The organism is Anoxybacillus kestanbolensis, assembly GCF_001996285.1.
GTDB classification, from domain to species: Bacteria; Bacillota; Bacilli; order Bacillales; family Anoxybacillaceae; genus Anoxybacillus; species Anoxybacillus kestanbolensis_A.
The window spans coordinates 1-21,688 of record NZ_MQAD01000029.1; the positions used below are offsets into that span (position 1 = coordinate 1).

The 21,688-nt window shown below is 43.0% G+C and carries 25 protein-coding genes; 3 read left to right on the plus strand and 22 right to left on the minus strand.

The features are described from left to right. Positions 1–132: 132 nt before the first annotated feature. The 9 genes from BO219_RS12660 to fadH all read right to left on the minus strand — a co-directional run bounded on the left by BO219_RS12660 (position 133) and on the right by fadH (position 6,408). The gene (locus BO219_RS12660) at positions 133–798 is read right to left on the minus strand and encodes a potassium channel family protein (protein WP_077429786.1); all 666 of its coding nucleotides are present in this window, start codon (positions 796–798) and stop codon (positions 133–135) included. Beyond that, positions 798–1,256, minus strand: a complete 459-nt coding sequence (locus tag BO219_RS12665; RefSeq protein WP_077429787.1) for a TlpA family protein disulfide reductase — start codon at positions 1,254–1,256, stop codon at positions 798–800. Before BO219_RS12665 ends, BO219_RS12660 begins: the two co-directional genes overlap by 1 nt. Before the next feature lie 2 nt (positions 1,257–1,258). Next, positions 1,259–2,389 carry an N-acetyldiaminopimelate deacetylase gene (locus BO219_RS12670; RefSeq protein WP_420807107.1) on the minus strand — a complete coding sequence of 377 codons (1,131 nt, stop codon included), beginning with the start codon at positions 2,387–2,389 and terminating at the stop codon, positions 1,259–1,261. A 42-nt stretch (positions 2,390–2,431) separates the two neighbouring features. Continuing rightward, entirely contained in the window at positions 2,432–3,139 is a 708-nt protein-coding gene (gene dapD, locus BO219_RS12675; RefSeq protein ID WP_006321308.1) for a 2,3,4,5-tetrahydropyridine-2,6-dicarboxylate N-acetyltransferase, read from the minus strand. 62 nt (positions 3,140–3,201) lie between these two features. Beyond that, complete coding sequence (gene cbpB / locus BO219_RS12680; RefSeq protein ID WP_077429789.1) at positions 3,202–3,660, minus strand: cyclic-di-AMP-binding protein CbpB; 459 nt, start codon at positions 3,658–3,660, stop codon at positions 3,202–3,204. A 69-nt stretch (positions 3,661–3,729) separates the two neighbouring features. Beyond that, entirely contained in the window at positions 3,730–3,969 is a 240-nt protein-coding gene (locus BO219_RS12685; RefSeq protein WP_003396622.1) for a YkuJ family protein, read from the minus strand. A gap of 99 nt (positions 3,970–4,068) precedes the next feature. After that, positions 4,069–4,302, minus strand: a complete 234-nt coding sequence (locus tag BO219_RS12690; protein WP_091704731.1) for a hypothetical protein — start codon at positions 4,300–4,302, stop codon at positions 4,069–4,071. A gap of 42 nt (positions 4,303–4,344) precedes the next feature. Then, positions 4,345–5,553 (minus strand): EAL domain-containing protein, encoded by a 1,209-nt coding sequence (locus BO219_RS12695; RefSeq protein WP_077429790.1) that lies wholly within the window; start codon positions 5,551–5,553, stop codon positions 4,345–4,347. Positions 5,554–5,652: 99 nt separating this feature from the next. Further along, complete coding sequence (gene fadH / locus BO219_RS12700; RefSeq protein ID WP_006321289.1) at positions 5,653–6,408, minus strand: 2,4-dienoyl-CoA reductase; 756 nt, start codon at positions 6,406–6,408, stop codon at positions 5,653–5,655. Between the two features lie 145 nt (positions 6,409–6,553). On the opposite strand from fadH, the gene BO219_RS12705 reads away from it, so the two are divergent. Then, on the plus strand, positions 6,554–7,402 hold the full coding sequence (locus BO219_RS12705) for a metallophosphoesterase (RefSeq protein WP_004891329.1): 849 nt from the start codon (positions 6,554–6,556) through the stop codon (positions 7,400–7,402). Here the strand turns inward: BO219_RS12705 and crcB are convergent. Genes crcB through BO219_RS12725 form a run of 4 tightly spaced genes read right to left on the minus strand, consistent with a single transcriptional unit; the run spans position 7,397 to position 11,725 of the window. Then, a complete protein-coding gene (crcB, locus tag BO219_RS12710; RefSeq protein WP_077429791.1) occupies positions 7,397–7,729 on the minus strand; it encodes a fluoride efflux transporter CrcB in 333 nt (110 codons plus the stop codon). The two genes, BO219_RS12705 and crcB, sit on opposite strands and share 6 nt — an antisense overlap. Further along, a complete protein-coding gene (locus BO219_RS12715; RefSeq protein WP_077429792.1) occupies positions 7,726–8,112 on the minus strand; it encodes a fluoride efflux transporter FluC in 387 nt (128 codons plus the stop codon). The genes crcB and BO219_RS12715 overlap by 4 nt, the downstream gene beginning before the upstream one ends. Positions 8,113–8,123: 11 nt before the next feature. Continuing rightward, the gene (locus tag BO219_RS12720; protein WP_077429793.1) at positions 8,124–10,211 is read right to left on the minus strand and encodes an RNA degradosome polyphosphate kinase; all 2,088 of its coding nucleotides are present in this window, start codon (positions 10,209–10,211) and stop codon (positions 8,124–8,126) included. A gap of 2 nt (positions 10,212–10,213) precedes the next feature. Continuing rightward, on the minus strand, positions 10,214–11,725 hold the full coding sequence (locus tag BO219_RS12725) for a Ppx/GppA family phosphatase (protein WP_077429794.1): 1,512 nt from the start codon (positions 11,723–11,725) through the stop codon (positions 10,214–10,216). A 110-nt stretch (positions 11,726–11,835) separates the two neighbouring features. Here BO219_RS12725 and BO219_RS12730 point away from each other — a divergent pair, with 110 nt between their 5' ends. Next, positions 11,836–12,276: a YkyB family protein gene (locus BO219_RS12730; RefSeq protein WP_006321275.1), complete on the plus strand. Its 441-nt coding sequence runs from the start codon at positions 11,836–11,838 to the stop codon at positions 12,274–12,276. 58 nt (positions 12,277–12,334) lie between these two features. Here the strand turns inward: BO219_RS12730 and BO219_RS12735 are convergent, their stop codons facing one another. From BO219_RS12735 to tnpB, 5 genes are all read right to left on the minus strand, one after another. After that, positions 12,335–13,933 carry a putative bifunctional diguanylate cyclase/phosphodiesterase gene (locus BO219_RS12735; RefSeq protein WP_077429795.1) on the minus strand — a complete coding sequence of 533 codons (1,599 nt, stop codon included), beginning with the start codon at positions 13,931–13,933 and terminating at the stop codon, positions 12,335–12,337. Between the two features lie 93 nt (positions 13,934–14,026). After that, positions 14,027–15,139 (minus strand): Ger(x)C family spore germination protein, encoded by a 1,113-nt coding sequence (locus BO219_RS12740; protein WP_198936691.1) that lies wholly within the window; start codon positions 15,137–15,139, stop codon positions 14,027–14,029. After that, complete coding sequence (locus tag BO219_RS12745; RefSeq protein WP_077429797.1) at positions 15,136–16,236, minus strand: GerAB/ArcD/ProY family transporter; 1,101 nt, start codon at positions 16,234–16,236, stop codon at positions 15,136–15,138. The genes BO219_RS12740 and BO219_RS12745 overlap by 4 nt, the downstream gene beginning before the upstream one ends. Beyond that, the gene (locus BO219_RS12750; protein ID WP_198936692.1) at positions 16,233–17,699 is read right to left on the minus strand and encodes a spore germination protein; all 1,467 of its coding nucleotides are present in this window, start codon (positions 17,697–17,699) and stop codon (positions 16,233–16,235) included. Before BO219_RS12750 ends, BO219_RS12745 begins: the two co-directional genes overlap by 4 nt. A 144-nt stretch (positions 17,700–17,843) precedes the next feature. After that, positions 17,844–18,998: an IS200/IS605 family element RNA-guided endonuclease TnpB gene (gene tnpB / locus BO219_RS12755; RefSeq protein ID WP_077429799.1), complete on the minus strand. Its 1,155-nt coding sequence runs from the start codon at positions 18,996–18,998 to the stop codon at positions 17,844–17,846. A gap of 83 nt (positions 18,999–19,081) precedes the next feature. On the opposite strand from tnpB, the gene BO219_RS14690 reads away from it, so the two are divergent. Continuing rightward, the gene (locus BO219_RS14690) at positions 19,082–19,219 is read left to right on the plus strand and encodes a hypothetical protein (protein WP_198936693.1); all 138 of its coding nucleotides are present in this window, start codon (positions 19,082–19,084) and stop codon (positions 19,217–19,219) included. A 78-nt stretch (positions 19,220–19,297) separates the two neighbouring features. On the opposite strand, the gene BO219_RS14900 is transcribed toward BO219_RS14690, so the two are convergent. The 4 genes from BO219_RS14900 to BO219_RS12770 form a co-directional block, all read right to left on the minus strand. Further along, complete coding sequence (locus BO219_RS14900) at positions 19,298–19,699, minus strand: response regulator (RefSeq protein ID WP_226373832.1); 402 nt, start codon at positions 19,697–19,699, stop codon at positions 19,298–19,300. Beyond that, positions 19,696–19,923 carry an Hpt domain-containing protein gene (locus BO219_RS14905; RefSeq protein ID WP_226373833.1) on the minus strand — a complete coding sequence of 76 codons (228 nt, stop codon included), beginning with the start codon at positions 19,921–19,923 and terminating at the stop codon, positions 19,696–19,698. The genes BO219_RS14900 and BO219_RS14905 overlap by 4 nt, the downstream gene beginning before the upstream one ends. Positions 19,924–19,940: 17 nt before the next feature. Next, positions 19,941–20,846: a chemotaxis protein gene (locus BO219_RS12765; protein WP_077429800.1), complete on the minus strand. Its 906-nt coding sequence runs from the start codon at positions 20,844–20,846 to the stop codon at positions 19,941–19,943. A gap of 68 nt (positions 20,847–20,914) precedes the next feature. Continuing rightward, the gene (locus tag BO219_RS12770) at positions 20,915–21,553 is read right to left on the minus strand and encodes a glycoside hydrolase domain-containing protein (RefSeq protein ID WP_077429801.1); all 639 of its coding nucleotides are present in this window, start codon (positions 21,551–21,553) and stop codon (positions 20,915–20,917) included. Positions 21,554–21,688: the final 135 nt, after the last annotated feature.

Here is a 21,688-nt window from a genome sequence, read left to right on the forward strand (position 1 = left end):
TATATTTCTTTTTTTGTTTCATATCGGACACTTCCTCTCTTATCTTTTATGATAGAGAGTTAACTAAAAGCTGTCCATAAAACTATACTAGCACCACAACAACCGAACCCGTTACGTTTGGACACCTTCTTTTTATTCTCCCACGACTTCACTCTCGAAGCGGTCGATGTCTTGATCGGCACCGATGACGATTAAAATGTCCCCTTCGTAAATGACTTCTGATGCAAGCGGTGATACGATAATGTCGTTGTTTCGTTTAATCGCCACGATGTTAATACCGTATTTGGCGCGAATGTCTAATTCAAGGAGCGAATGACCGTGCAGTCGTTCGTTTGCGACAATTTCAACGATGCTGTGGCGATCGGATAGTTCTAAATAGTCGAGCACGTTGTTTGAAATCATATTGTTTGCAATCCGTTCGCCCATATCTCGTTCGGGATGGACGATGTGGTCAGCACCGATTTTTTTCAACACTTTTTCATGATAATCGTTCGTTGCTTTCACTGTAATTTTTTCAACGCCAAGCTCTTTTAAAATTAATGTCGTTAAAATGCTCGCTTGAATGTTGTCTCCGATGGCAACGATGACGTGGTCAAAGTTACGAATGCCTAAACTTTTTAAAACATTTTCATCCGTTGAATCCGCAACGACCGCTTGCGATGCAATTGATGCGTATTCGTTCACTTTATCTTCATTCGTATCGATCGCAAGCACTTCCATGCCTTGTTCGCTTAACGTGCGGCAAACGCTACCGCCAAAGCGTCCGAGACCGATGACGGCAAACTCTTTCTTCTTCATCACAAATCCCCTCTTGTTCGATATTCATCAATGACGCGAATAATTCGTTTTTCTAACATATTCATTCCACCGCTTCCTGCTTGGTAATGGCGAAAATGACCATCTGCATCAAATATATAGTACGTCGGCACACAGCGATTATCAAACGCTTCTTTTAACCGATGGTCGTTGTCAATGAAAAGCGGATGGGTCATGCCGTATTGTTTGGCGAGCTGTTGGACGACTTCTACGTTTTCGTCGCCATCGCGTCGCGGCATATGAATAGAAATGATGTGTAATTCTCCTTCATAGCGATCGCGAAATGCGTTTACTTGTTTAATTCCTTCTTTACAAAGATGGCAACTGACCGCCCAAAAATGAATGAGCGTCGGTTTTCCAATAAGCTGTTCACGCGTGACATTTCCGTTGAGTACAAGTGTTGCTCCGTCTAGTGATGGCATAAGTTCTCGTAGTTTCATCATTATTCTTCCTTTACTTTATGATTTCCTTTCCAAGTGACGTAACGAGTAAGCAGTTGAATGGCAACATCGATCGCCTCTTCGTTTGGGTTTAATTTCGCATGATGTAAGCCGAACGGAGATTGCACCCCGAGCCAAAACATAAAACCAGGAATGCGCGCAAGCATGTAGCCGAAATCTTCGCCCGTCATCGCTTCTTGACAACGAACGAGGTGTACATTTGTTTCTTTCTCAACAAATTGCATAAATTCGTTCGTTAACGTCTCGTCGTTGTACACTTGATAATACATCGAACCGTAATCAATGTGCGCTTGGCAGTCGTAAGCGACTTCGATGCCGCGCACAATCGCTTCAATGCGCCCTTTCACTTTTTCCATCGCTTCTGGTGAAAGTGTACGAATCGTTCCTTCAAGCCGTGCGCGCTCAGCGATAACGTTTTGTACCGTCCCGCTCGTTAGTTTGCCAACTGTAATAACAGCGCTATCGAGCGGATTGACGTTGCGTGAGACGATCGTTTGCAGTTGCATGATAAGGGAGCTTGCCGCAACGACCATATCTTTCGTTTCATGCGGAAACGCAGCATGCCCTCCTTTGCCGATTAAGTCAATAAACAGTTCGGACGTGTTCGCAAACAATAACCCTTCTTTTGTTGCGATCGTTCCGACCGGATATTCTGGAGCAATGTGCAAAGCAAGGATCATATCGGGCATCCATTGTTTCATTTCGTCGCTCTCCAACATCGGAAGCGCCCCGCCCGGTCCTTCTTCGGCTGGTTGAAAAATAAACAGCATGTCATCACGAATGGGATGATGAACAACATGAGTGAGCACACCGAGGGCAATCGCCATATGCATATCGTGCCCACACGCGTGCATGCGTCCTTCATGCGTTGAACGAAACGGAACGTCTGTTTGCTCATCAATTGGCAATCCGTCCATATCGGCGCGATAACCGATCGTCTTCGTTGGTGCAGTGCCATGAACGCGCACGAGAATACCTGTGCGCCACGTTTTGATTTGCAGTCGCTCAGACGGAAGGGTGGCAAGATAGTCTAATATGTATTGTTGTGTTTTAAACTCTTGAAAGCCGAGTTCGGGAATTTGATGCAAATCGCGGCGAATGTTTATAAACATCTCCATCCTCCTTTTGAAAAAAGCGTGGAATCGATCCACGCTTTATAGTTGACGAAGTTCTTGTTTAATTTCTACTTTTGCTTTTGTTTTTTCGTCGATTTGTTTAATGACGCGCGCCGGTACGCCAGCAACGACCGTATATGGCGGCACATCTTCTGTCACAATCGCACCAGCGGCAACGACCGCACCTTTTCCGACCGTCACTCCTTCTAAAATGACCGCGTTTGCTCCGATCATCACATCGTCTTCTACGATAACCGGTTTTGCTGATGGTGGTTCGATGACGCCGGCAAGCACAGCGCCTGCCCCAACGTGACAGTTTTTCCCTACTGTCGCCCGTCCGCCGAGCACCGCATTCATATCAATCATCGTACCTTCACCAACAACGGCACCGATGTTAATGACCGCACCCATCATAATGACGGCATTGTCGCCAATTTGCACTTGATCGCGAATGATCGCTCCCGGCTCAATGCGCGCTTTAATATGTTTTAAATCAAGAAGCGGAATGGCTGAATTGCGACGGTCGTTTTCAACGACGTAGTCTTCAATCTTATGTTTGTTTGCTTCAAGTGCCGCTTCAATGTCTGCCCATTCGCCAAATACGACGCCTGTCTGACCTGTAATAAATGTTTTCGCGCTCGGACCGAAATCGATGTCGGCAATGTCTCCTTTTATGTATACTTTCACAGGTGTTTTCTTTTTGCTGTTTTGAATAAACGAAATAATTTCATTTGCATCCATCATCATTTGAAGTTCCTCCTTGTCGTTTTATTTTTTTACTTTAACAAATGAAACAAACGGTGACAAGCTTATTTTCGCTTTTCGTACATCGAGCGATTGAACCGCTTTAATATTTCTCGACGCGTCACGATCCCTACAAAGTAGCCGTCATCGTTTTCGACGCAAACGAACGGATGGTCAATAAGCAGCTTCAACGCTTTTAAAAATGAATCGTTCACATGTAAACGCGGCATATTTTTTTGCATCACTTGTTCGACTGTCATCGTCTCTAACCGCTCAAATTCGATGCGTTCAATGCCTAAAATCGCATCCATAATCATCGTCATACTAATAAGCCCTTGTAGTTTGTACGTCATATCTAACACAGGAATGGCTGAATATCCTGTGCGCGTCAATACTAATAATGCGTGTTCTAAATGATTCCCTACTTGCACGTGCGCCACTTTATCGGACGGAATCATCAGTTCAACGAGCGATGGTTGTTGCATCGTCATTCCGCCTTTCACGATATAATCCCCACCTGTCATTGTAACATGTTCATTTCAGTAAGGAAAAGCGAGAAGTATAATAAAAAAGCCTTCACAGTAGGTGAAGACTTAATTCAACAAATCAAAAATTTCGATGGCGATCATATCAATGTTGTCAAACTGATACGATTTCGGCTTCTCGCCTTTTTCGTACACTTCTAATACGAACGTGTTCGTTTTTTCGTAATATGTGACGCTACATTTTTTTTCACCGTTCACTTCGAAGTTACGTTGTGGTGCCTCATTCGTTCCTGTTTTTTGTTCTTGCAAGCTAATTAAACGTTGGATAATGCCTAATAATTGCGACATGACGTTCATTCCTTTCCGATACGTATTTCAACGACTATTCACTACTGTACCAAGATTCGCAGAAAAAGTAAACAAAAACGAAAGCCCACCATAGCGGGCTTACGTTTGAAGCGCGACGTATGCAATATAACCGAGCAAAAGAGCGACAAACACGATGTAAGCAATAAATACCGGATTGCGTACATACGGATGAGCTGCCACTTTCTCGCCAACGCTCGTGTCGTATTCGCCTTGCGTTTTTTGGCGCTTGCCAACTTGATACGTATACACAAATCCCCCAACTAATACCCCGCTTGCGATCAGTAAAAGCATCCAAGAAAATGTGTCCATCATCACTCACCTCAAGCTTACTTTTCCACCGCAAGCGACGTTTTATTACAAATGGGCGTTATGTTCAAATAAATACTCGTACGTTAAGTCGATAAATAAATAATGGTGTTCATCAATCGGATACGAATATGTGCGAATCATTTCACCTGTTTCAATATCGCTGTACAAATCTGATAAAATGCCGCGCTTGCGTGAGCGCATGCGAATAATGTTTTCTAAAAAGTACGGACGCCAACTCCAGTTTTTCATTTCGTATTGGGGCTGTAACTCCCACGTTTCGCCTTGCTTAAATATGTTTGCGGACTGTTGAAATCCGTCTTCATCGCATATGTAAATGCGAAAACTGCAATCGCTTAACTGTTTGGCTAAGGCAGAAATGAGTTCGTTAAACGATGACGCTTTTTTATATTTAGAAACGAGCTCGGAAATGCGCGCTTGAAACTGTTCGGAAATGTCATACAACGTTTGCAGTTTCTTTTTTTCGTGCTGAATGAACGTATGAAACTGATTGCGCAACGTTTCTTTTAATAAGTCTTTCGGAAGAAATGATGGCGAAGGTTCGTGCAAATAATAGCCTTGATAATATCTTCCCCCATTTCGCCACGCGTATTGCAGTTGAAATGCGTTTTCAATCTCTTCATACAAAAGCGTTGCGCCAATTTTGCGCGCTAAAAGCGAGATCGAATACAGCACATCATCGTACGATACGGTTGACGTGCGCAACGAATGTAAATCAATTTTTAATAAATCGGGCGCCAACAGACGAATGCGATCTAAATTGCTGCTTTCTTTTCCGATGTTATCAACCGCAATTTGAATGCCGTATGTACGCAAATACGTCAATACGTGCCCGAGCTGTTGAATGTCTCCTTTGAAATGATGTTCGGTTATTTCAAGGACGACTTGGTTTAATCGCAATCCTTTTTCTTTATATGGAAGAAGTAATTGTAAAAATGATTCGCCTCGATCAAGCATTAACACGTTTGCGTCACGATTGATAAAAATAAGCGATGCTGGCTGTTCGTTGACAAACTGTTCGAGCGCCTTCGTCGTTATGGCAACATCGACTTCCATACGAAACTCTTCTGGAATTGTTTCGTCGTGAAAAAATGGACCGAGGCTGATGACTTCACCATCTTGTTGAAAGCGACCGAGCACTTCATATCCAACGATGCACTGCTCATCAGCACTAAAAATCGGCTGATAATGCGGGACGACTTGATCGATATGTGTTAAAATGTCTAGCGCATCCAAAACGACGCCTCCTCCCCCGTTTTTTCAACCATTATATCATAAGAAAAATAAAAGTGTTTGTTAGGAAACAAAAGAAAAGCGACGCCAATAAACGTCGCTTTAAAACGGATGTTGATTGAGCCATTGCCCGCCATCAACGGTAATGCATTCCCCATTAATGTAGGCAGCCGCATCAGAAAGTAAAAACGAGGCGACGCCTGCAATTTCTTCTGGCGTTCCGAAGCGTCCGAGCGGCACGCTATCTTTCACACGTTTTTCCATCTCCTCTGATAAAATAAGCTTTTCTGCCCCGCCTGTTCGCTCAATTGGACCTGGCGCGATGGCATTCACGCGAAAGCCGTATTTTTTCCCCCATTCGACTGCTAATGTGCGCGTCATCGTCAACACGCCTGCTTTCGCACATGCGGAATGAATGACGCCCGCTCCTGCTCCCCACGCATATGTAGCGACAATGTTAATGATCGACCCTTTTTGCCCTTTTTCAATCCAATAGTTCCCCACTTCTCGGCTACAATAAAACGTGCCGTTTAGGACGATGTCAATGACGCTATTCCAACCGTTAACGGATAGCTTTTCGGCTGGACAAATAAAGTTGCCGGCAGCGTTGTTAATTAATGCATCAATTTTTCCAAAGCGCTCATCTGTTTCTTTCACCATCGCCGCAACTAATTCTGGTTTGCGTACGTCCATCACGATCGGCAATACGCTTCCGCCTATTTCATTTGCTGCTTCGTCAAGCGCTTCTTTTCGTCTTCCTGTAATGACGACATGCGCCCCTTCATCCGCAAAACGCTTCGCCATATATTTCCCCATGCCACTTGAACCGCCTGTCACAATAATGACTTTTCCGTTCATTTCCTCATCCCCTTTTATGAATGGTTATTCATTCATTTTTATTGTACTATATATTCTGAAAATTTTTAACATTGTTTTTGCTGTTTTTATGAACTTTTTTCTTTTATAATGGGTGAAGAACATTTCATATGTAAGGTTGAAGCGAATGAAACGACGAGATTTTTTTAAAACGATTTTTTCTTTATTCGTCAAAGGAGCTTTGCTTTCCACTGCCGGATACATGTACGCAAAGTATGTAGAACCGCAACAGTTGACGGTACGGCGATACGATGTCGTCCATCCGCTCATCCCGAAAAGCTTTGACGGATGCCGACTGCTTCAGTTTAGCGATGTACATTTAGGGTATCATTATTCTGTTGACCATTTTCAACGGGTCGTGAAACGAATGAATGACCTCGATCCGCATGTCATTTGTTTTACAGGAGATTTACTAGATGAACCGAATCAATATGAACATGTCGATGCGATTACATCGCTGCTCACCCAACTTCACGCTCCACTAGGGAAATTTTGCATTTACGGAAACCACGATCATGGCGGATACGGAACAGACATATATAAACGAATGATGACAGCAAGCGGATTTCGACTACTTGTCAACGAATGGGTAACGATTGAACGAGGACATGAACGAATTGCGATCGCGGGGTTAGATGATTTTATGCTCGGTAAGCCTAATTTCGCCAAAACGGTGCAACAGTTGCCGAAAGAAACGTATACGATCGCTTTAATTCATGAACCTGATCTTGTGACGCAAGCGAGCGTCTATCCGTTTCATCTTCAATTGTCAGGTCATAGCCATGGGGGACAAATTCAACTGCCTTGGATCGGCCCGCTCGTAACCCCTCCGCTTGCGAAACAGTATGTTGAAGGATTTTACGACATCGGGCAGCTCACATTGTATGTCAATCGCGGACTTGGTACGACGCGCATGCCGTTTCGCTTTTTAACGCCGCCAGAACTTACGTTGTTTACGTTAAAAGCCGGGTCATAACATCAACCCGGCTTGAAATAAACATATGCTCCCAACGATTGAAGCGCCGACATAAAGAAGCGCTTCTTTATATTTTTTATGCGATAAGAGTTGAATGGCTTCGACGCTAAATGTTGAAAACGTCGTAAACGCGCCGAAAAATCCGACCGTCACTCCAACCGACTGGACGTCGTGGGCAAGCGCGATACCGAGCCCAAACGAACCGATCCAGTTAATAAATAAAATGGAAAGAGGCACAGGTGACTGTTTCGTCCAACGCATCAGCCATATGCCAAGCTTGTACCGACACCACGCCCCTAACGCGCCACCAAGTGCGACATACATCATGACGCCTCACCTACGCTTCTTGCACCGATCCGTTCTCCGACATATACGCCCACATAACAACAAAGCAACCCACCAACGAAAGAAACAAACACATATATGTTCGCTAATCCGATATGTTCGTGCCATAACACGACCGTTTCCTTACTAAACGTCGACATCGTCGTCAATCCGCCGCAAAATCCTGTACCGATCGCAAGCCGCAACCATTCAGCCATTTTTCCTTTTCCGACGTAAGACGTCAATGCGCCAAGCAAAAACGAACCGATGTAATTGACAAACAACGTTCCCCACGGAAATGTAAGAAACGGGAAAAGAAGCGCAACGCCGTATCGGCATAACGCTCCGAATGCTCCCCCAATGGCGACTGCTCCACTTTCTTTCATTCAATCATCTCCTACTCTTCATCGTCTGCGACATCATACGCCATTTGAAACAACATCATTTGGCTATCGACTTCTTCTTCGTCTTCTTTTCGTTTCACATATTCGTACTCGCCATCTTCATTTTGTTCGCGCGCTTTGACGTTATCAGAAAGCAAAATGTGTAACACCTCAATAAGCCGCTCTTTTAATTGTTGACGGAAAATCGGGAATAAAATTTCGATGCGGCGATCCATATTGCGCGTCATCCAATCGGCAGACGATAAAAAGACGCGTTCTTTTCCATGATGATGAAAATAATAAACGCGGCTATGTTCTAAAAAGCGGCCGACGATGCTGCGAACGCGAATATTTTCACTTACTCCTTTCATTTGTGGGCGCAAACAACAAATACCCCGCACAATTAAATCGATTTGTACCCCTGCTTGTGACGCTTCATATAACTTCATGATGAGCTGTTTATCCGTCAGCGAATTCATTTTCGCGATGATGCGTCCGTCGCCGTATTGTTTATGGTAACGAATTTCTTCATCGATCAGTTGTAAAAATTGTTGTCGTAAATCAAACGGAGCGACGACTAAATGATGAAACTCAGGCTTTTCCATATAGCCGCTTAAATAATTAAAAAAGTTTGTCGCATCTTCACCAAATTGTTCGTTTGCAGTAATGAAACCGAAATCGGTGTACACTTTGGCAGTCGCATCGTTATAATTGCCTGTACCTAAATGAACAAATCGCTCAATGTTTCCGTGTTTTTGCCGAACGATTAGCGTAATTTTACTATGCGTTTTTAAATGCGTCATGCCGTAAATGACGTGACACCCTGCCTTTTCAAGCTCCTTCGCCCATTGCACGTTATTTTCTTCATCAAACCGTGCCTTTAATTCAACGAGAACGGTCACTTGTTTCCCGTTTTCAGCTGCGCGCTTGAGCGCTTCAATAATGGGAGAATCACCGCTGACGCGATACAACGTCTGTTTAATCGCCAACACATGAGGGTCATCGGCCGCATCGGAAATAAAGTCGATGACGGGTTCAAACGACTCGTACGGATGATGGAACAATAAATCTCTTTCTTTCGCTTTTTCAAATATGTCTTCCTCATCATCTAAATCTTTTGGCGGTTGCGGAATGAGCGTTTGAAACACGAGATGTTCTTTGTATCGTGCTACTTCATGATAAAACGAAAACAAAAATGTTAAATCAATCGGACCGTCGATTTTGTATACATCTTTTTCATGAATTTCTAGTTCGTCTAGCAAATAATCGAGCACCCACTCATCAAATCCTTTTTTGCTCATTTCGAGCCGCACCGCTGCGCCCCATTTTCGCTTTTTTAACTCTTTTTCAATTTCTTTTAATAAATCGCGCGCCCCTTCCTCGTGAATCGTTAAATCGGCGTTGCGCGTAATGCGAAATTGCGTAACAGACGAAACGTTGTAGCCTTTAAATAGCGTATGAATAAACGTCGTGATGACGTCTTCTAATAGCGCATACATGTGCGTGTCGTTGTTTGCCGGCAAAGGAATGAAACGACTTAACACGGACGGCACTTGAACGATCGCTAATTTTTTTCGATCGTCTTCCTCTTCTTCATCATCTTCAAGAACGATTGCTAAATTTAAGCTTTTATTTAACAACATCGGAAACGGGCGATACGCATCGACCGCCATCGGCGTTAACACCGGGAAGATGTTTTTCATAAAATACGACTGCAAATACGTTGTTTGTTCGTCGTTCCATTCATTTGGGGCAAGCAAATGTACCCCTTCAGCACGTAGCATCGGCAATAACGTTCGATTGTACATGTCATACTGCCATTTCACAAGCTCATGCGTTTTTTTCGCAATTTTTTTTAACTGTTCTTTCGGCGTTAATCCCGCTTTATTTTCTGGCTTATTAAAACCAGCTTTCACTTGATCTTTTAAGCCCGCCACGCGCACCATAAAAAACTCATCTAAGTTCGAGCTAAAAATCGCTAAAAATTTTAATCGTTCTAATAGTGGATTGCGCTTATCCATCGCCTCTTGCAAGACGCGCTCGTTAAACGCAAGCCAACTTAATTCGCGGTTATTGTAATAACGCGGATGACTAAAATCCATCCTCATCCCTCCAGATGAAATTGTAATTGAATCGGTCGTTTTAACATTTTTTCGACATGTTTTTTATGTTTTTCGGCTTGATACTCTTCCGCTTTAAATGATTGATTACAAAAAATGTGTATAACGATCGTTTCTTGTTGAAGTTCAAGTTGCAGACGGTTGACAATATTTCGTTTTGTATCATTTAAGCTGTAAGCAAATTTTAATAGGGCGCCAAGAAAACGAAGCTTTTTTTGTTCTGCGCGTGTAAACCATGTGTGAAACGGCTGGACGTATTGTTTAAACAACGTTTTATTTTTAAACGAAGCGACAAGCGCGAGCTGTACGCGGTCACGATGGCTTAAGCCGTCGATCGTTCGATTGGCTAAAATGTAAAACGTATGTTGACTGCTCGCTTCTTCATCGACATATTGTCCTAAATAAAACACGTGAGTAGCGCGCTTTAATAAAACGAGGTCTTCTCCCGTCAATGGGAAAAGAGCGAGCGCACGCATTTGTTCAAACAGTTGAATGACTAGTTTTAATACGTGCTGCACATGGTTTGTATTTACTTCGTAGTCTTGGGCTAATTCAAAAAAACTTTCATCTAATACGCTGGGAAAAATAATCGGCCCAAACTGTTCGTAAAAAATGCCGTCACGTAACCCTTTTCGGCTTAAAATAAACGTCGTCGCATCGACTGTTTCGTATAACGTTTGAAACACTTCAACCGCCGGAATAATTAAATCGGCCCGATCTTTTGACAACGCCTCGACTTTTTGTAGTTGTTCAAATGTAAGAGCACGCAAATATTTTTTCACTTGAACGATATGTTCGCGATTCATTTCATATTGATGAATGCCGGCAATCGGGTAGTTTTGGAGCATTTGATGCACTTGTACGACGTTGCGGGCGCTTCCGCCAATCGCAATGATCGGAAGTTTTCGTTGTTTTAGCCATGGAAGCGATTGAAATTGCTTTTCAACGTATCCCCGCAACGTTTGTAGCTCTTCATCGGTCGGAACGTTTCCTGAGACGAAATCGCGCTTTAACGACAACGCTCCAAACGGAAAGCTGTAATAATCAACAAGTTCGCGGTTGTAAAAATACGTCACTTCCGTACTTCCACCGCCGATATCAATCGTAATCCCTTCGTGAAACGATGTCGATTGAATGACCGCTAAAAAACCGTAGTATGCTTCTTCGTATTCGGATAAAATACGAATACGAAAGTCGGTCCGTTCAGCAACGATGCGAACGATGTCGTCGCGATTGCGCGCTTGACGAATTGTAGCGGTCGCCACGCATTTCACATCGTGCAGACGATGAAAGCGTGTTACGTCTTGAAACGTCAAAAGCCCATCTAAAAGCACACGTAGCCCTTCCTCCGTAAACACACCATCTTCTGTTAAATAATTGCGCAATCGGGCAGCAATTTTTACGTTTTCCCTTTCTCGTAAGCGACCGCTTTTACTTTGTTCATAAATGACGAGGCGCATCGTGTTTGAGCCAATATCAATAATGCCGTATTTCAACAGGAATCCCCCCTTATCGTGAAATGGAAAAAATAAATTGAAAATTTTCCAAAAACATAAACGATCGTGTATAATATAAGTGTACCAAAATCAAAAGGAGTTGAGTAAATATGGAAACAGTCGAATGCACCGTCGAAAACTTATCGGTCGCACTGTTTACGGTCAACCGTCATGCGAAAACGGCGTTAAATCCTTCTTACTTGTATTTGCTGAAGAAAAAAACGATTGAAAAAATGCTCGAAGAAGGAAAAGCGAAAAAAGTTGGGCTTCACTTTTCCCGAAATCCGAAGTACAGCCAGCAAAAGTCGGATGTGCTTGTGGCGATCGGTGCGTATTACTTCCACATACCTCCAACAAAAGAAGACTTCAAGCATTTGCCTCATCTCGGTACGTTGGACGATTCTTATCGCAACCCTGTTGTTAAAATGCCGTTGTCTCAAGCCAAACGATTATTACAAGCGTATACAGGTATTTCACCGGAAGACGTAGAGCCGAAACCGAAACGGTACGATTGGTCGCGTCCGCATCGGTTCGGGAAAACGTTTCGCTAAGGACAAGCTCACGTAAACAATGGACATATTTTATTATATGACACAAAAGGGCGGCCTCTTAATGAGATCGCCCTTTTTTCTGTTGGACTAATTGTTCGAATTGTTCGGTAGCAAGCGGTTTGCTGAAGTAGTAGCCTTGGGCGCGGTCGCATCCTTCTCGTTTTAAAATCGCAAGCTGTTCTTCTGTCTCCACTCCTTCAGCAACGACTTTCATTTGTAAGCTGTGTGCCACTTGAATAACCGCGCGCACGATCGATAAGTCATATGAATGTTTCACCATATCTTGCACGAACGAACGGTCGATTTTAATGATGTCAACCGGCAATTTTTTCAAATAGTTTAACGAAGAATAGCCTGTCCCGAAATCGTCGACAGCGAGCTGCAATCCTAAATTTTTTAACGACTGCAACTGCGCAAGGACGTAATCGATATGATGCATCGCCATACTTTCGGTAATTTCTAATTTTAAACAAAACGGGTCTAAATCGTACGTGCGGAGCACATGTTCAATATGTTTCACTAAGTCGGCTTGCAAAAATTGTTTAATGGAAACGTTGACACCAATTTGCACGTGTGGTAGCCCTTTTTCTTTCCATTTTTTACTTTGTTCACATACGTTTCGTAACACCCAATCGCCGATCGGTTGAATTAAATTCGTTTCTTCTGCAATCGGAATAAATGTTGCTGGCGAAATCCAGCCGCGCTTCGGATGAAACCAGCGAAGCAGCGCTTCAACCGCCACAATATCGCCTGTTTGAATGTCGACGATCGGTTGATACTGAAGCGTAAATTCGTTTTGTTTTAACGCTTTGCGAATGCTATGTTGCATGTACAATTTTTCTTCGTTCGTCTTTTTTAATTCGTTCGTATAAAAACAGTACGTATTTCCCCCGTTTTCCTTTGCGATTTCAAGCGCTAAATCGGCACATGAAATAAGCGTCGTCCAATCGGTTGCATCATCTGGAAATACACTTACTCCGATGCTCGGTGTGATCGTCAATTCTTGGTCTGTTAGTTGAAATGGGGGCGAAAATATTTGGATGACGTCACGAATCATGTGGCGTATTTCGTTTCGGTCAATCGTATAAAAAGCGAGAAAAAATTGATCGCGTGCCTGTCTTGCGACGATGCCATTTTCATAGCGACGCAATCGCTCCGCAACTTGTTTTAACAATTCATTTCCGTATTCATATCCGATTAGATCGTTAATAAATTTAAAGCGATCTAAATTGAGCGACAGTAATGCAAACGGCTCGCGTTTATTCATGCGCTCGCGAAGCAGATGGAGAAACGCCTCGTACGACAGCACTCCTGTTAATATATCGGAATCGTCATGATCGTATAAAAAGCATCCTGTCCAAATGAGATGCGAACGAAACGCATAAACGTGCACGTATGCCGGACGATGATCAACAATCGTTTTCCCGCGCCACGCATCGCTTATATGTAACGCCTTGATCGCTTCATGTGCACAGTCAACAAACTGTTGCGCGACACGATAACGATTGGACAATCGTTTCATCAGCGTATCGTTCATATATACGATTGTTCCATCTTCATCAGTAATAAAAAAAATGTTGTATTGATCAAACTGTTGCCCAACGGCCTCCCATTTTATCAATGGAGGGTGTTGGGACATATACTGCTGTTCGTTCATGTTGTAATCCTCGCTTTTTGTTTCCTTCCCTCCTTCTTTTATTAAACCATATGGCATGATAATTGAAAATAACTTTTCATCAAGAAACGGAATTTAGTCAATTGTTCCTGTACGTAAAATGGACACATGCATATCGACATCCATTTTTGCGTTGTCATATAACTTGTACCATTGTTTATCCGTCAACTGCAATGCGCGCACCGAGTGGTCGTACATTTGCCCGAAGCCGATCGGATCGGTTTTGTATGCTTTTAGTTTATTTAATAGTTGCTCTATTTCTTTTTTCATTTGTTTTTCAATCGCCCGCTCAAGAATGTGGACATTCGTTTCCATAATCGGCTTCATTTTTTCGGACATCTCTAAAATTTCCGCTTGCAACTTGACGGTGATGCGAAAATGTGGAACTGGCTCTTGGCTAATAAGTTTGATTTTTCGCTTTGTTTTTATTTCATTAATAACGATATTGACTTTTTTTCCTTTTTTGTTCAATAACAACGGTTCAACAGCTTCGCGTGGCACCGTAATATTTTTTAATTCTGTATTATATTCTGACGCTAACATTTTTATATAAAAACTTTCATCAAGCCGTACCGTCCCGACAAATTTGTCGCCGCGAAATAGCGCCACTTTTTCAATAATCGGTTTATCGTCACGCAACGATAAACAAGGTAAAATCGGGTCTTTTCCGACATCGTAATAACTATGAATAAACTCATGTAACGTTGCAGCTAACAGCGATTCGCTGCGTAAGTTTTTTTCAATTAACCGATATAAATACGTCCCGATGTCTGGTGTATCTTCATGCTTTTTACTTTTCAAGATTTCCTTTGCATTCGGCTCGCCAACCGCTAAATAAACGAGCGAACCGATATTCGCATCGCGTTGCAACGTATCGGTTAACGTAAAAACACCATCTTTTTCGGCGAGCTCTTTTCCGTATACGACGACGCGAATTTGCCCTGACCCTAAATTGTGGCTCGTTTGCGCTTCTAAATCTTGGCGAAGTCCTTTACTCGTTTTATTCGTTGCCTCAATCACTTCTGACAAAGACGATCTGGTCGTTTGAAACGAAAGCATCACGGATGCCCCTTCGTACAACTTCCCTTTTTTGTCAAACCCAGTGACCGTAGTGATTCCTTGTCTTTCTAATACGCGTGGCTGTACACATCCGCTTAATAATAACATACAAACGATGAGCCGTTTCATTTCGCGCTCCCCTTTGCCCATTTTTTTATGCGCACAAATACGTACAGTATGAACGGATAAACAAAACTAAGCCAAAATCCGTACCATCCGACTTGATCAATAAATTCGTTAATGGTGGCACGCTGTTGAAATAATATCGCAACGATAAACGAAAGAAAGCTGAACACGAATAACATATATTTTTGCTTTATATGAAAAAGCGCTTTTCCGCCGCGCGTCATCGCCCACATAAACATGAGTAAATTAGGTAAAATGACGAGCAGCCAAAGCGGAATAATGACGTATTCAAACCGTTCAATAAAAGGACATTTGACGATCGAAAACATTGACAACAACGCCCAAATGGTCACATCGAGTTGCTTTGGGCTGAAAAAGGCGATGGCGATGACCGTCACGACAGCGACGAGAAACGTCGTCAGTAAAACGCCAAGCTGGGCGTAACGGTGGACACGGTCTTTTTCTTTGACGAACGGATAGATAATATATAACACTTCAAATCCGAGCATCGTATATGCTGTTTTTAATACACCGTTCGCCATTTGTTTCGGCGTCGCTTCGAGAATGGGCAATAAGTGAATCCATTCGGCATATTTTAACGGTTGAAAAGCGACGATAACAATCCAAATCGTCATAAAAAACGTTAAAAAACTAACGCCCGCAACGAGCCGAAATCCCCCACCATATAGGGCATATACCGTTAAAACAATTAAAATGAGCGCCGCCCCCCAAAGCGGAAAATCAGGGTACATCCACGTGATTGCCATTTCAACGTAACCAAGCAAAATAGACGTATACGCCATTAAAAAGTAGGCGATAACGAGCGCATTGGCGATCCAACCGAATATGCGCCCATAAACGAACGTATGAAGCGAGAAGATGTTGTCATGTTCCGTTGATGTTAACGTTTTATATATGACGAAAACGGCGAGATGAATCCATAATCCGCTAATCAGCACCGCTATCCATGCATCTTGGCGCGCCTCGACAAAAATGACGCGCTGTACGCCGACGATGCCAAGCCCGATTTGTGCAGTATGGATGAGAAAAAACACGAGGTAAGCATTAATCGACAGCCGTTCGTTTGGCGTTTTCATCATTCATCCAAATCCTTTCGTTTCATCGCTTCACGCCATGAAAAGCGACGGGTGTTTTGCGGACGATTCGTCTTCGGACGCTCGCTATAAAACTTTTGTGGCAAACGAATGAGCGCATATTTCATATCGGAGAAACGAAACGGATAAACAGGTGACAAGTACGGTCGTCCAAGTGACGTGAGCTTTAATAGATGAATAAGCAACATGCTGACGCCGATCAATATACCGACAAGTCCCAAAAGCGCCGCTAATAAAATAATCGGAAAGCGTAAAATACGGATCGTTGCGCCCATCTCATAACTCGGCGCCGTAAATGAGCCGAGCGCACTTAACGCAACAATAATAATGAGCACATTGCTCGTAAATCCTGCATCGACTGCCGCTTGTCCAAGGACGATACCGCCGACGATACCCATCGTTTGACCGACTTTTGTCGGCAAGCGCGCTCCTGCTTCGCGCAACAGTTCAATCATAAACTCAAGAAGCAACGCTTCAATGACGGGAGGAAATGGGACGCGCGAACGCGATTCGCCAATCGTCAAAAGCAAAGCGGAAGGAATGACTTCGTAATGATACGTAATGACAGCAACATAAAGCGGCGATAAAAAAATGGAAGCAAAAATGCCGAGCATGCGAATCGCGCGCAATACAATGCTCATCGTCCAACGTAAATAAATATCTTCTGTCGTTTCAAAAAAGCTAAAAAACGTCGTCGGACAAATAATGACGGTCGGACTTCGGTCAACGAAAATGCCGATGCGCCCTTTCATTAAACTGTACGCTAGTCGGTCAGGAAGCTCCGTTAATAAATATTGCGGAAAAATCGTATACGCATGATCGTCCAATAGTTGAGCTAATACGGAACTGTCGGTCACTTCGTCAATGTGAAGCTCAGACAGCCGTTGTTTCACCGTTTGAACGTTTTCTTCATCGGCAATATCTTCGATGTACACGACGCGCACTTCAAGCGAGTTGCGCATCCCGATCGTCATTTTTTCCGTCACTAATTTCGTATCGGTCACATTTTGGCGCAAAATGTGAATGTTTGTATCAATCGACTCCGTAAACGACATTTTCGGTCCGAGGACGAGCGATTCCGTTTCTGCCTTTTCAAGCGAACGTTCTACTTTTTCAGCGATGTTAACGGCAAGTCCGCGCGTTTCTCCTTCGATATATATACATGCCCAACCGTCGCGTATGTAAGACGCCATCTCTTTTTCTGTTTCACATACGCGCACCGCACCGATTGGCAAACAGCGAGCGAGCTGTTTTAACGATACGTCTTCTTGGTCATGAATAAATGCCAACACGTTTTGTTGCAATTGGTCATGATTAATTAAATTGCTTAAAAAGAGGACGTCAACCGTTTTTCCTTTGCATTGGATGCGTCGACACATCAAGTCTGGCGAGTGGGCAAGCTGTTTGGCAACCTCATCAACTCGATTTTTTTTCGAAAACCACATCATCTTGCCCCCCTTTTTCTTCCGCTTCGTTTTTTCCTAGTTTGCAATACATCGCAGTTTTTATGCAAAAAAAAAGAGGAAGCTTTATTTTGCTTCCTCTTGAGGGAGCGGATTGAACTACCACTAGGCTAAAGCCATAGTGGATTCCTACGAACACCGAAAGTTTTTTCGGTTATTTAGTAGGCGATCCCCACAGTTCCTGCGGTTAAGAAGCCTAATCGCTTCGTTTTTAATATTGATACTTGCGTTCACATCTCGGTCATGATGGGTATGACACTTTGGACAATCCCACTCACGTAACCCAAGATTTTTAACGTCTTTGTTTTGATAGCCACAGCACGAACAAAGCTGACTAGACGGAAAGTTTTTTGCTACGGTGACAACTTGTTTTCCGTACCATCTAGCTTTGTATTCGATCATGGCTTTAAACGTTGACCAAGATACCTCTTGAATCGCTTTTGCAAGGTTATGATTTTTTAGCATATGACTTACAGACAAATCTTCCATTCCGATGATGTCGTGGTTTTTGACAATCTCGGTGGAAATTTTGTGCAAGTAATCATGTCGTGCATTTGTCATTTTTTCGTGCAATCGTGCAACTTTTATTCGTTGCTTATTCCAATTCGAGCCACCTTTTTTTCGTCTGGAAAGAATACGTTGTGCTTTTGCTAGCTGTTCTTCTAGCTTACGAAGCCATTTCGGGTTGGCGTACTTTGTTCCATCAGAAAGAACGGCGAATTCCTTCAACCCAACATCGATGCCAACAGCTGAACCCGTTTGAGGCAACGCTTGCACGTCAGTTTCAACCAAAATGGATACAAAGTATTTCCCGCTTGGATTTCGTCTAATCGTAGCAGACAAGATACGCCCTTCTACTTCACGACTTTTCGCAAAACGAACAAGACCAAGTTTAGGGAGCTTGATGTGTTGATCTAGCACAGCAATATTCCCATTTGTATGCTTAGTTGTATACGATTGCACAGCATTCTTTTTAGACTTAAAACGCGGTTTGTCGTTTTGCTTTTTAAAAAAGCGATCGTACGCATCATCCAGATGTTTGAGTGAAGATTGAAGTGCGATGCTATCCACTTCTTTTAACCAAGTGAATTGTTTCTTTAATTGCGTTAATTGAGAAGAACAAGCGTTGTAAGTTAATCCCTTGCCCGTTTGCTTATAAGCATCCTCCCATTTCGCCAAAAAATAGTTGAATACAAAACGCGAGCAACCGAATGTTTTCGCGATTAATACTTCTTGTTCTTTATTTGGATAGATGCGAAATTTGTATGCTTTGTTGACCAACATTGACTTCACCCCCTTCCAAGTATATACTTATTATAAATCTAGTGTATTGTATGTATCAAGTATATTGGGGAGGTAGTGAAAAAATGGAACGCATTGCAAAACTAATTAAATTTCCTGCTGATTTGGTAACAGAAATAGAAAAGTATCAAAAAGAAAATTACATTTCAAGTTTTGCAGGTGCAGTTTATGAACTGATCCGTAAAGGCTTGAAAAAGCAATGAAATACATCCATACATTGAAACACAAGGCGGCTAGGGCTTACATCCCCTAGCCTAAAGGCATAGGGGTTTTACGCCCAATCATATAAAATCGTCCGCGCCCATTTCGTAACTTTTCATGCGCGTCTCTTTTCGGTCGTCAATGCTCACCATAATCATCGGCACGAATTGTTGTTTTAGTTTTTCTTTTAAAAACGTTAATACTTCAAAGCCGGTTTTCGTTTGCATATGAATGTCGATGACGACGCAATCCGGGCGGACGTCATAAAAAGAAGCGACCGCTTTGATCGGATCAGCGATGGCGACGACATACCATCCGCTTTGTTCGAGCTGTTCTTTGACGTACATTAAAAACGACGGGTCATCATCAATGAGTAAAACGGTCGGTTCGTCCCCTTTTCTCGCCCCTTGCTCATTTGATGCCACGTCTCCAATTTGATGTTCGTAACAAAGTTGAAAAAGCGGAGCGAGCCGCTCTTTCACTTCTTTTGCCCCCCATTTTTTTGTTCATCTTCACCCCATTGTTCCATCAGCTTCCGAGCATAGTTGCCGATATCGTTCATGCCGATCATCGCCGCTGTACCGGCAATGGTATGGAGAAGAAGATAGACGTCTTGATGGGCGATTTCTTCAACCGTTTCCCATTCTTCTAACCGTTTGCGAATATTTTTCAAAAAATGTTGTTGATATTTGTCGTAACGATCCATAACAATCCCCTACTGTTTTATAAAATGTATTGATCGATCACTTGAACGAGTTCAGCAATTTCTGGTTTACTCACTTGCGCTGTCGCACCGACACGCTCTCCTTTATGACGAAGGTCATCTGTAATGAGCGAAGAGAAAATGACGACAGGTAAATGTTTTAGTTTGTCATGTTCGCGAATGCGTTTCGTTAAATGATGACCGTCCATTTGCGGCATTTCAATATCGGTAATAACGAGCTGCACTTCGCTTTCAACTGGCTTTCCTTTTTCAACGATCGATTGTAAATAGTGAAGCGCATCTTCCCCATTTTCAAAAAACTCAACGTACACATAGCCCGCTTCAGCAAGCGTATCGTGAAGCAGTTTGCGCAAAAGCGGAGAATCTTCAGCGACGATTAACTTTTTATTCGAGCGGTCGCGTTGACCTAGTTTTTTCACGCGGTCGACGTGAATGCCTGATTGCGGATTAATGTCGACAACGATTTTTTCAAAGTCGAGCAATAAAATCATGTTTCCGTTTAATTTCACAACGCCGATAATTTGGCTTTCTAATCCTTGATACATTTGCGACGGTTTTTCGATTTGCTTCCATGATATGCGGTGAATTTGTGTGACATTATGGACGTGAAACACAACTTTTTGTTGATTGAACTCTGCGACAATGTATTTATCTTGTGCTGGATTGCTCGATGGCCCAAAGCCGAGCGCTTTCGCTAAATCGATGAGCGGAAGCACCTCGCCGCGCAATTCAATAATGCCTTCAATGTACGGGTGCGCATGCGGCACTTTCGTCGGTGCGATCGGCTGAATAATTTCTTTCACTTTAATGACGTTAATGGCGAATCGATTGTCACCGACTAAAAATTCGACAATTTCTAGTTCATTCGTTCCACTTTCTAACAAAATTTCATGTTTATTTTCCATGAAACAGCCTCCATTACAACATCATTTATTGCCATTTTATCATATTTCTTATGTGCAACGAACAAAATTTAATATAAGTACTCGCTTACTTTTCGATTCGCGACGTTCGTGTCGATCGGGCAAAGGTCGGCATCGCGCCCGTATTGCCATATCCAGACGTTTGCGCGACAGTTCGGGACGTTCGGGCGAAATGTTGGTGCTTTTGCCGCAGATGTCGTTCCCGGACGAGGATAAGAGCTCCATATGATCGTCTGTTGGGCGACGCGCTCATCGTTTTTTATCGCTTCACAATACGCCTCACTAAACACACCAATCGTTGGATTGGCGTAAATCCCCGGACGATAGCCGCTCGGATAAAACGTATCGACCCATGCGCGAATCCATCCTTCATCGACTCGAAATTCATCTTCAATGTTAGCAAAGATGGCGATATTGTTCGGAATGCCTAATCTACGCGCATGGAAAATGGCGTTTCGCGCTGCGATTTTTCCTCTTTCATATTGCGTCGCCTCGCGAAATGCATTGTAAATCGGAGCGATTTTTACTCCTCGCTCACGAATAAAGGCAATTTCTTCTTTCGTCAACCCGTCTGACACGTCTGGAACGGTCGTGACATATCTTCCCCAAAATTGCGGAAAGCCGTATTGTTGCCGCACGCATGTAAATAACGTCTCCGTCACTTTCGCCGCTGAATCAACACCCCACATGCATCATTCCTCCTTTTTTATACTTCCTTCCATATGTATGCGAATGATACATGTCTAAATAAAACTTTCAATCTATATCAATATTACTTTATTCCTAGGTAAAAATCACTATAATAAAAATATATAGAGATAATG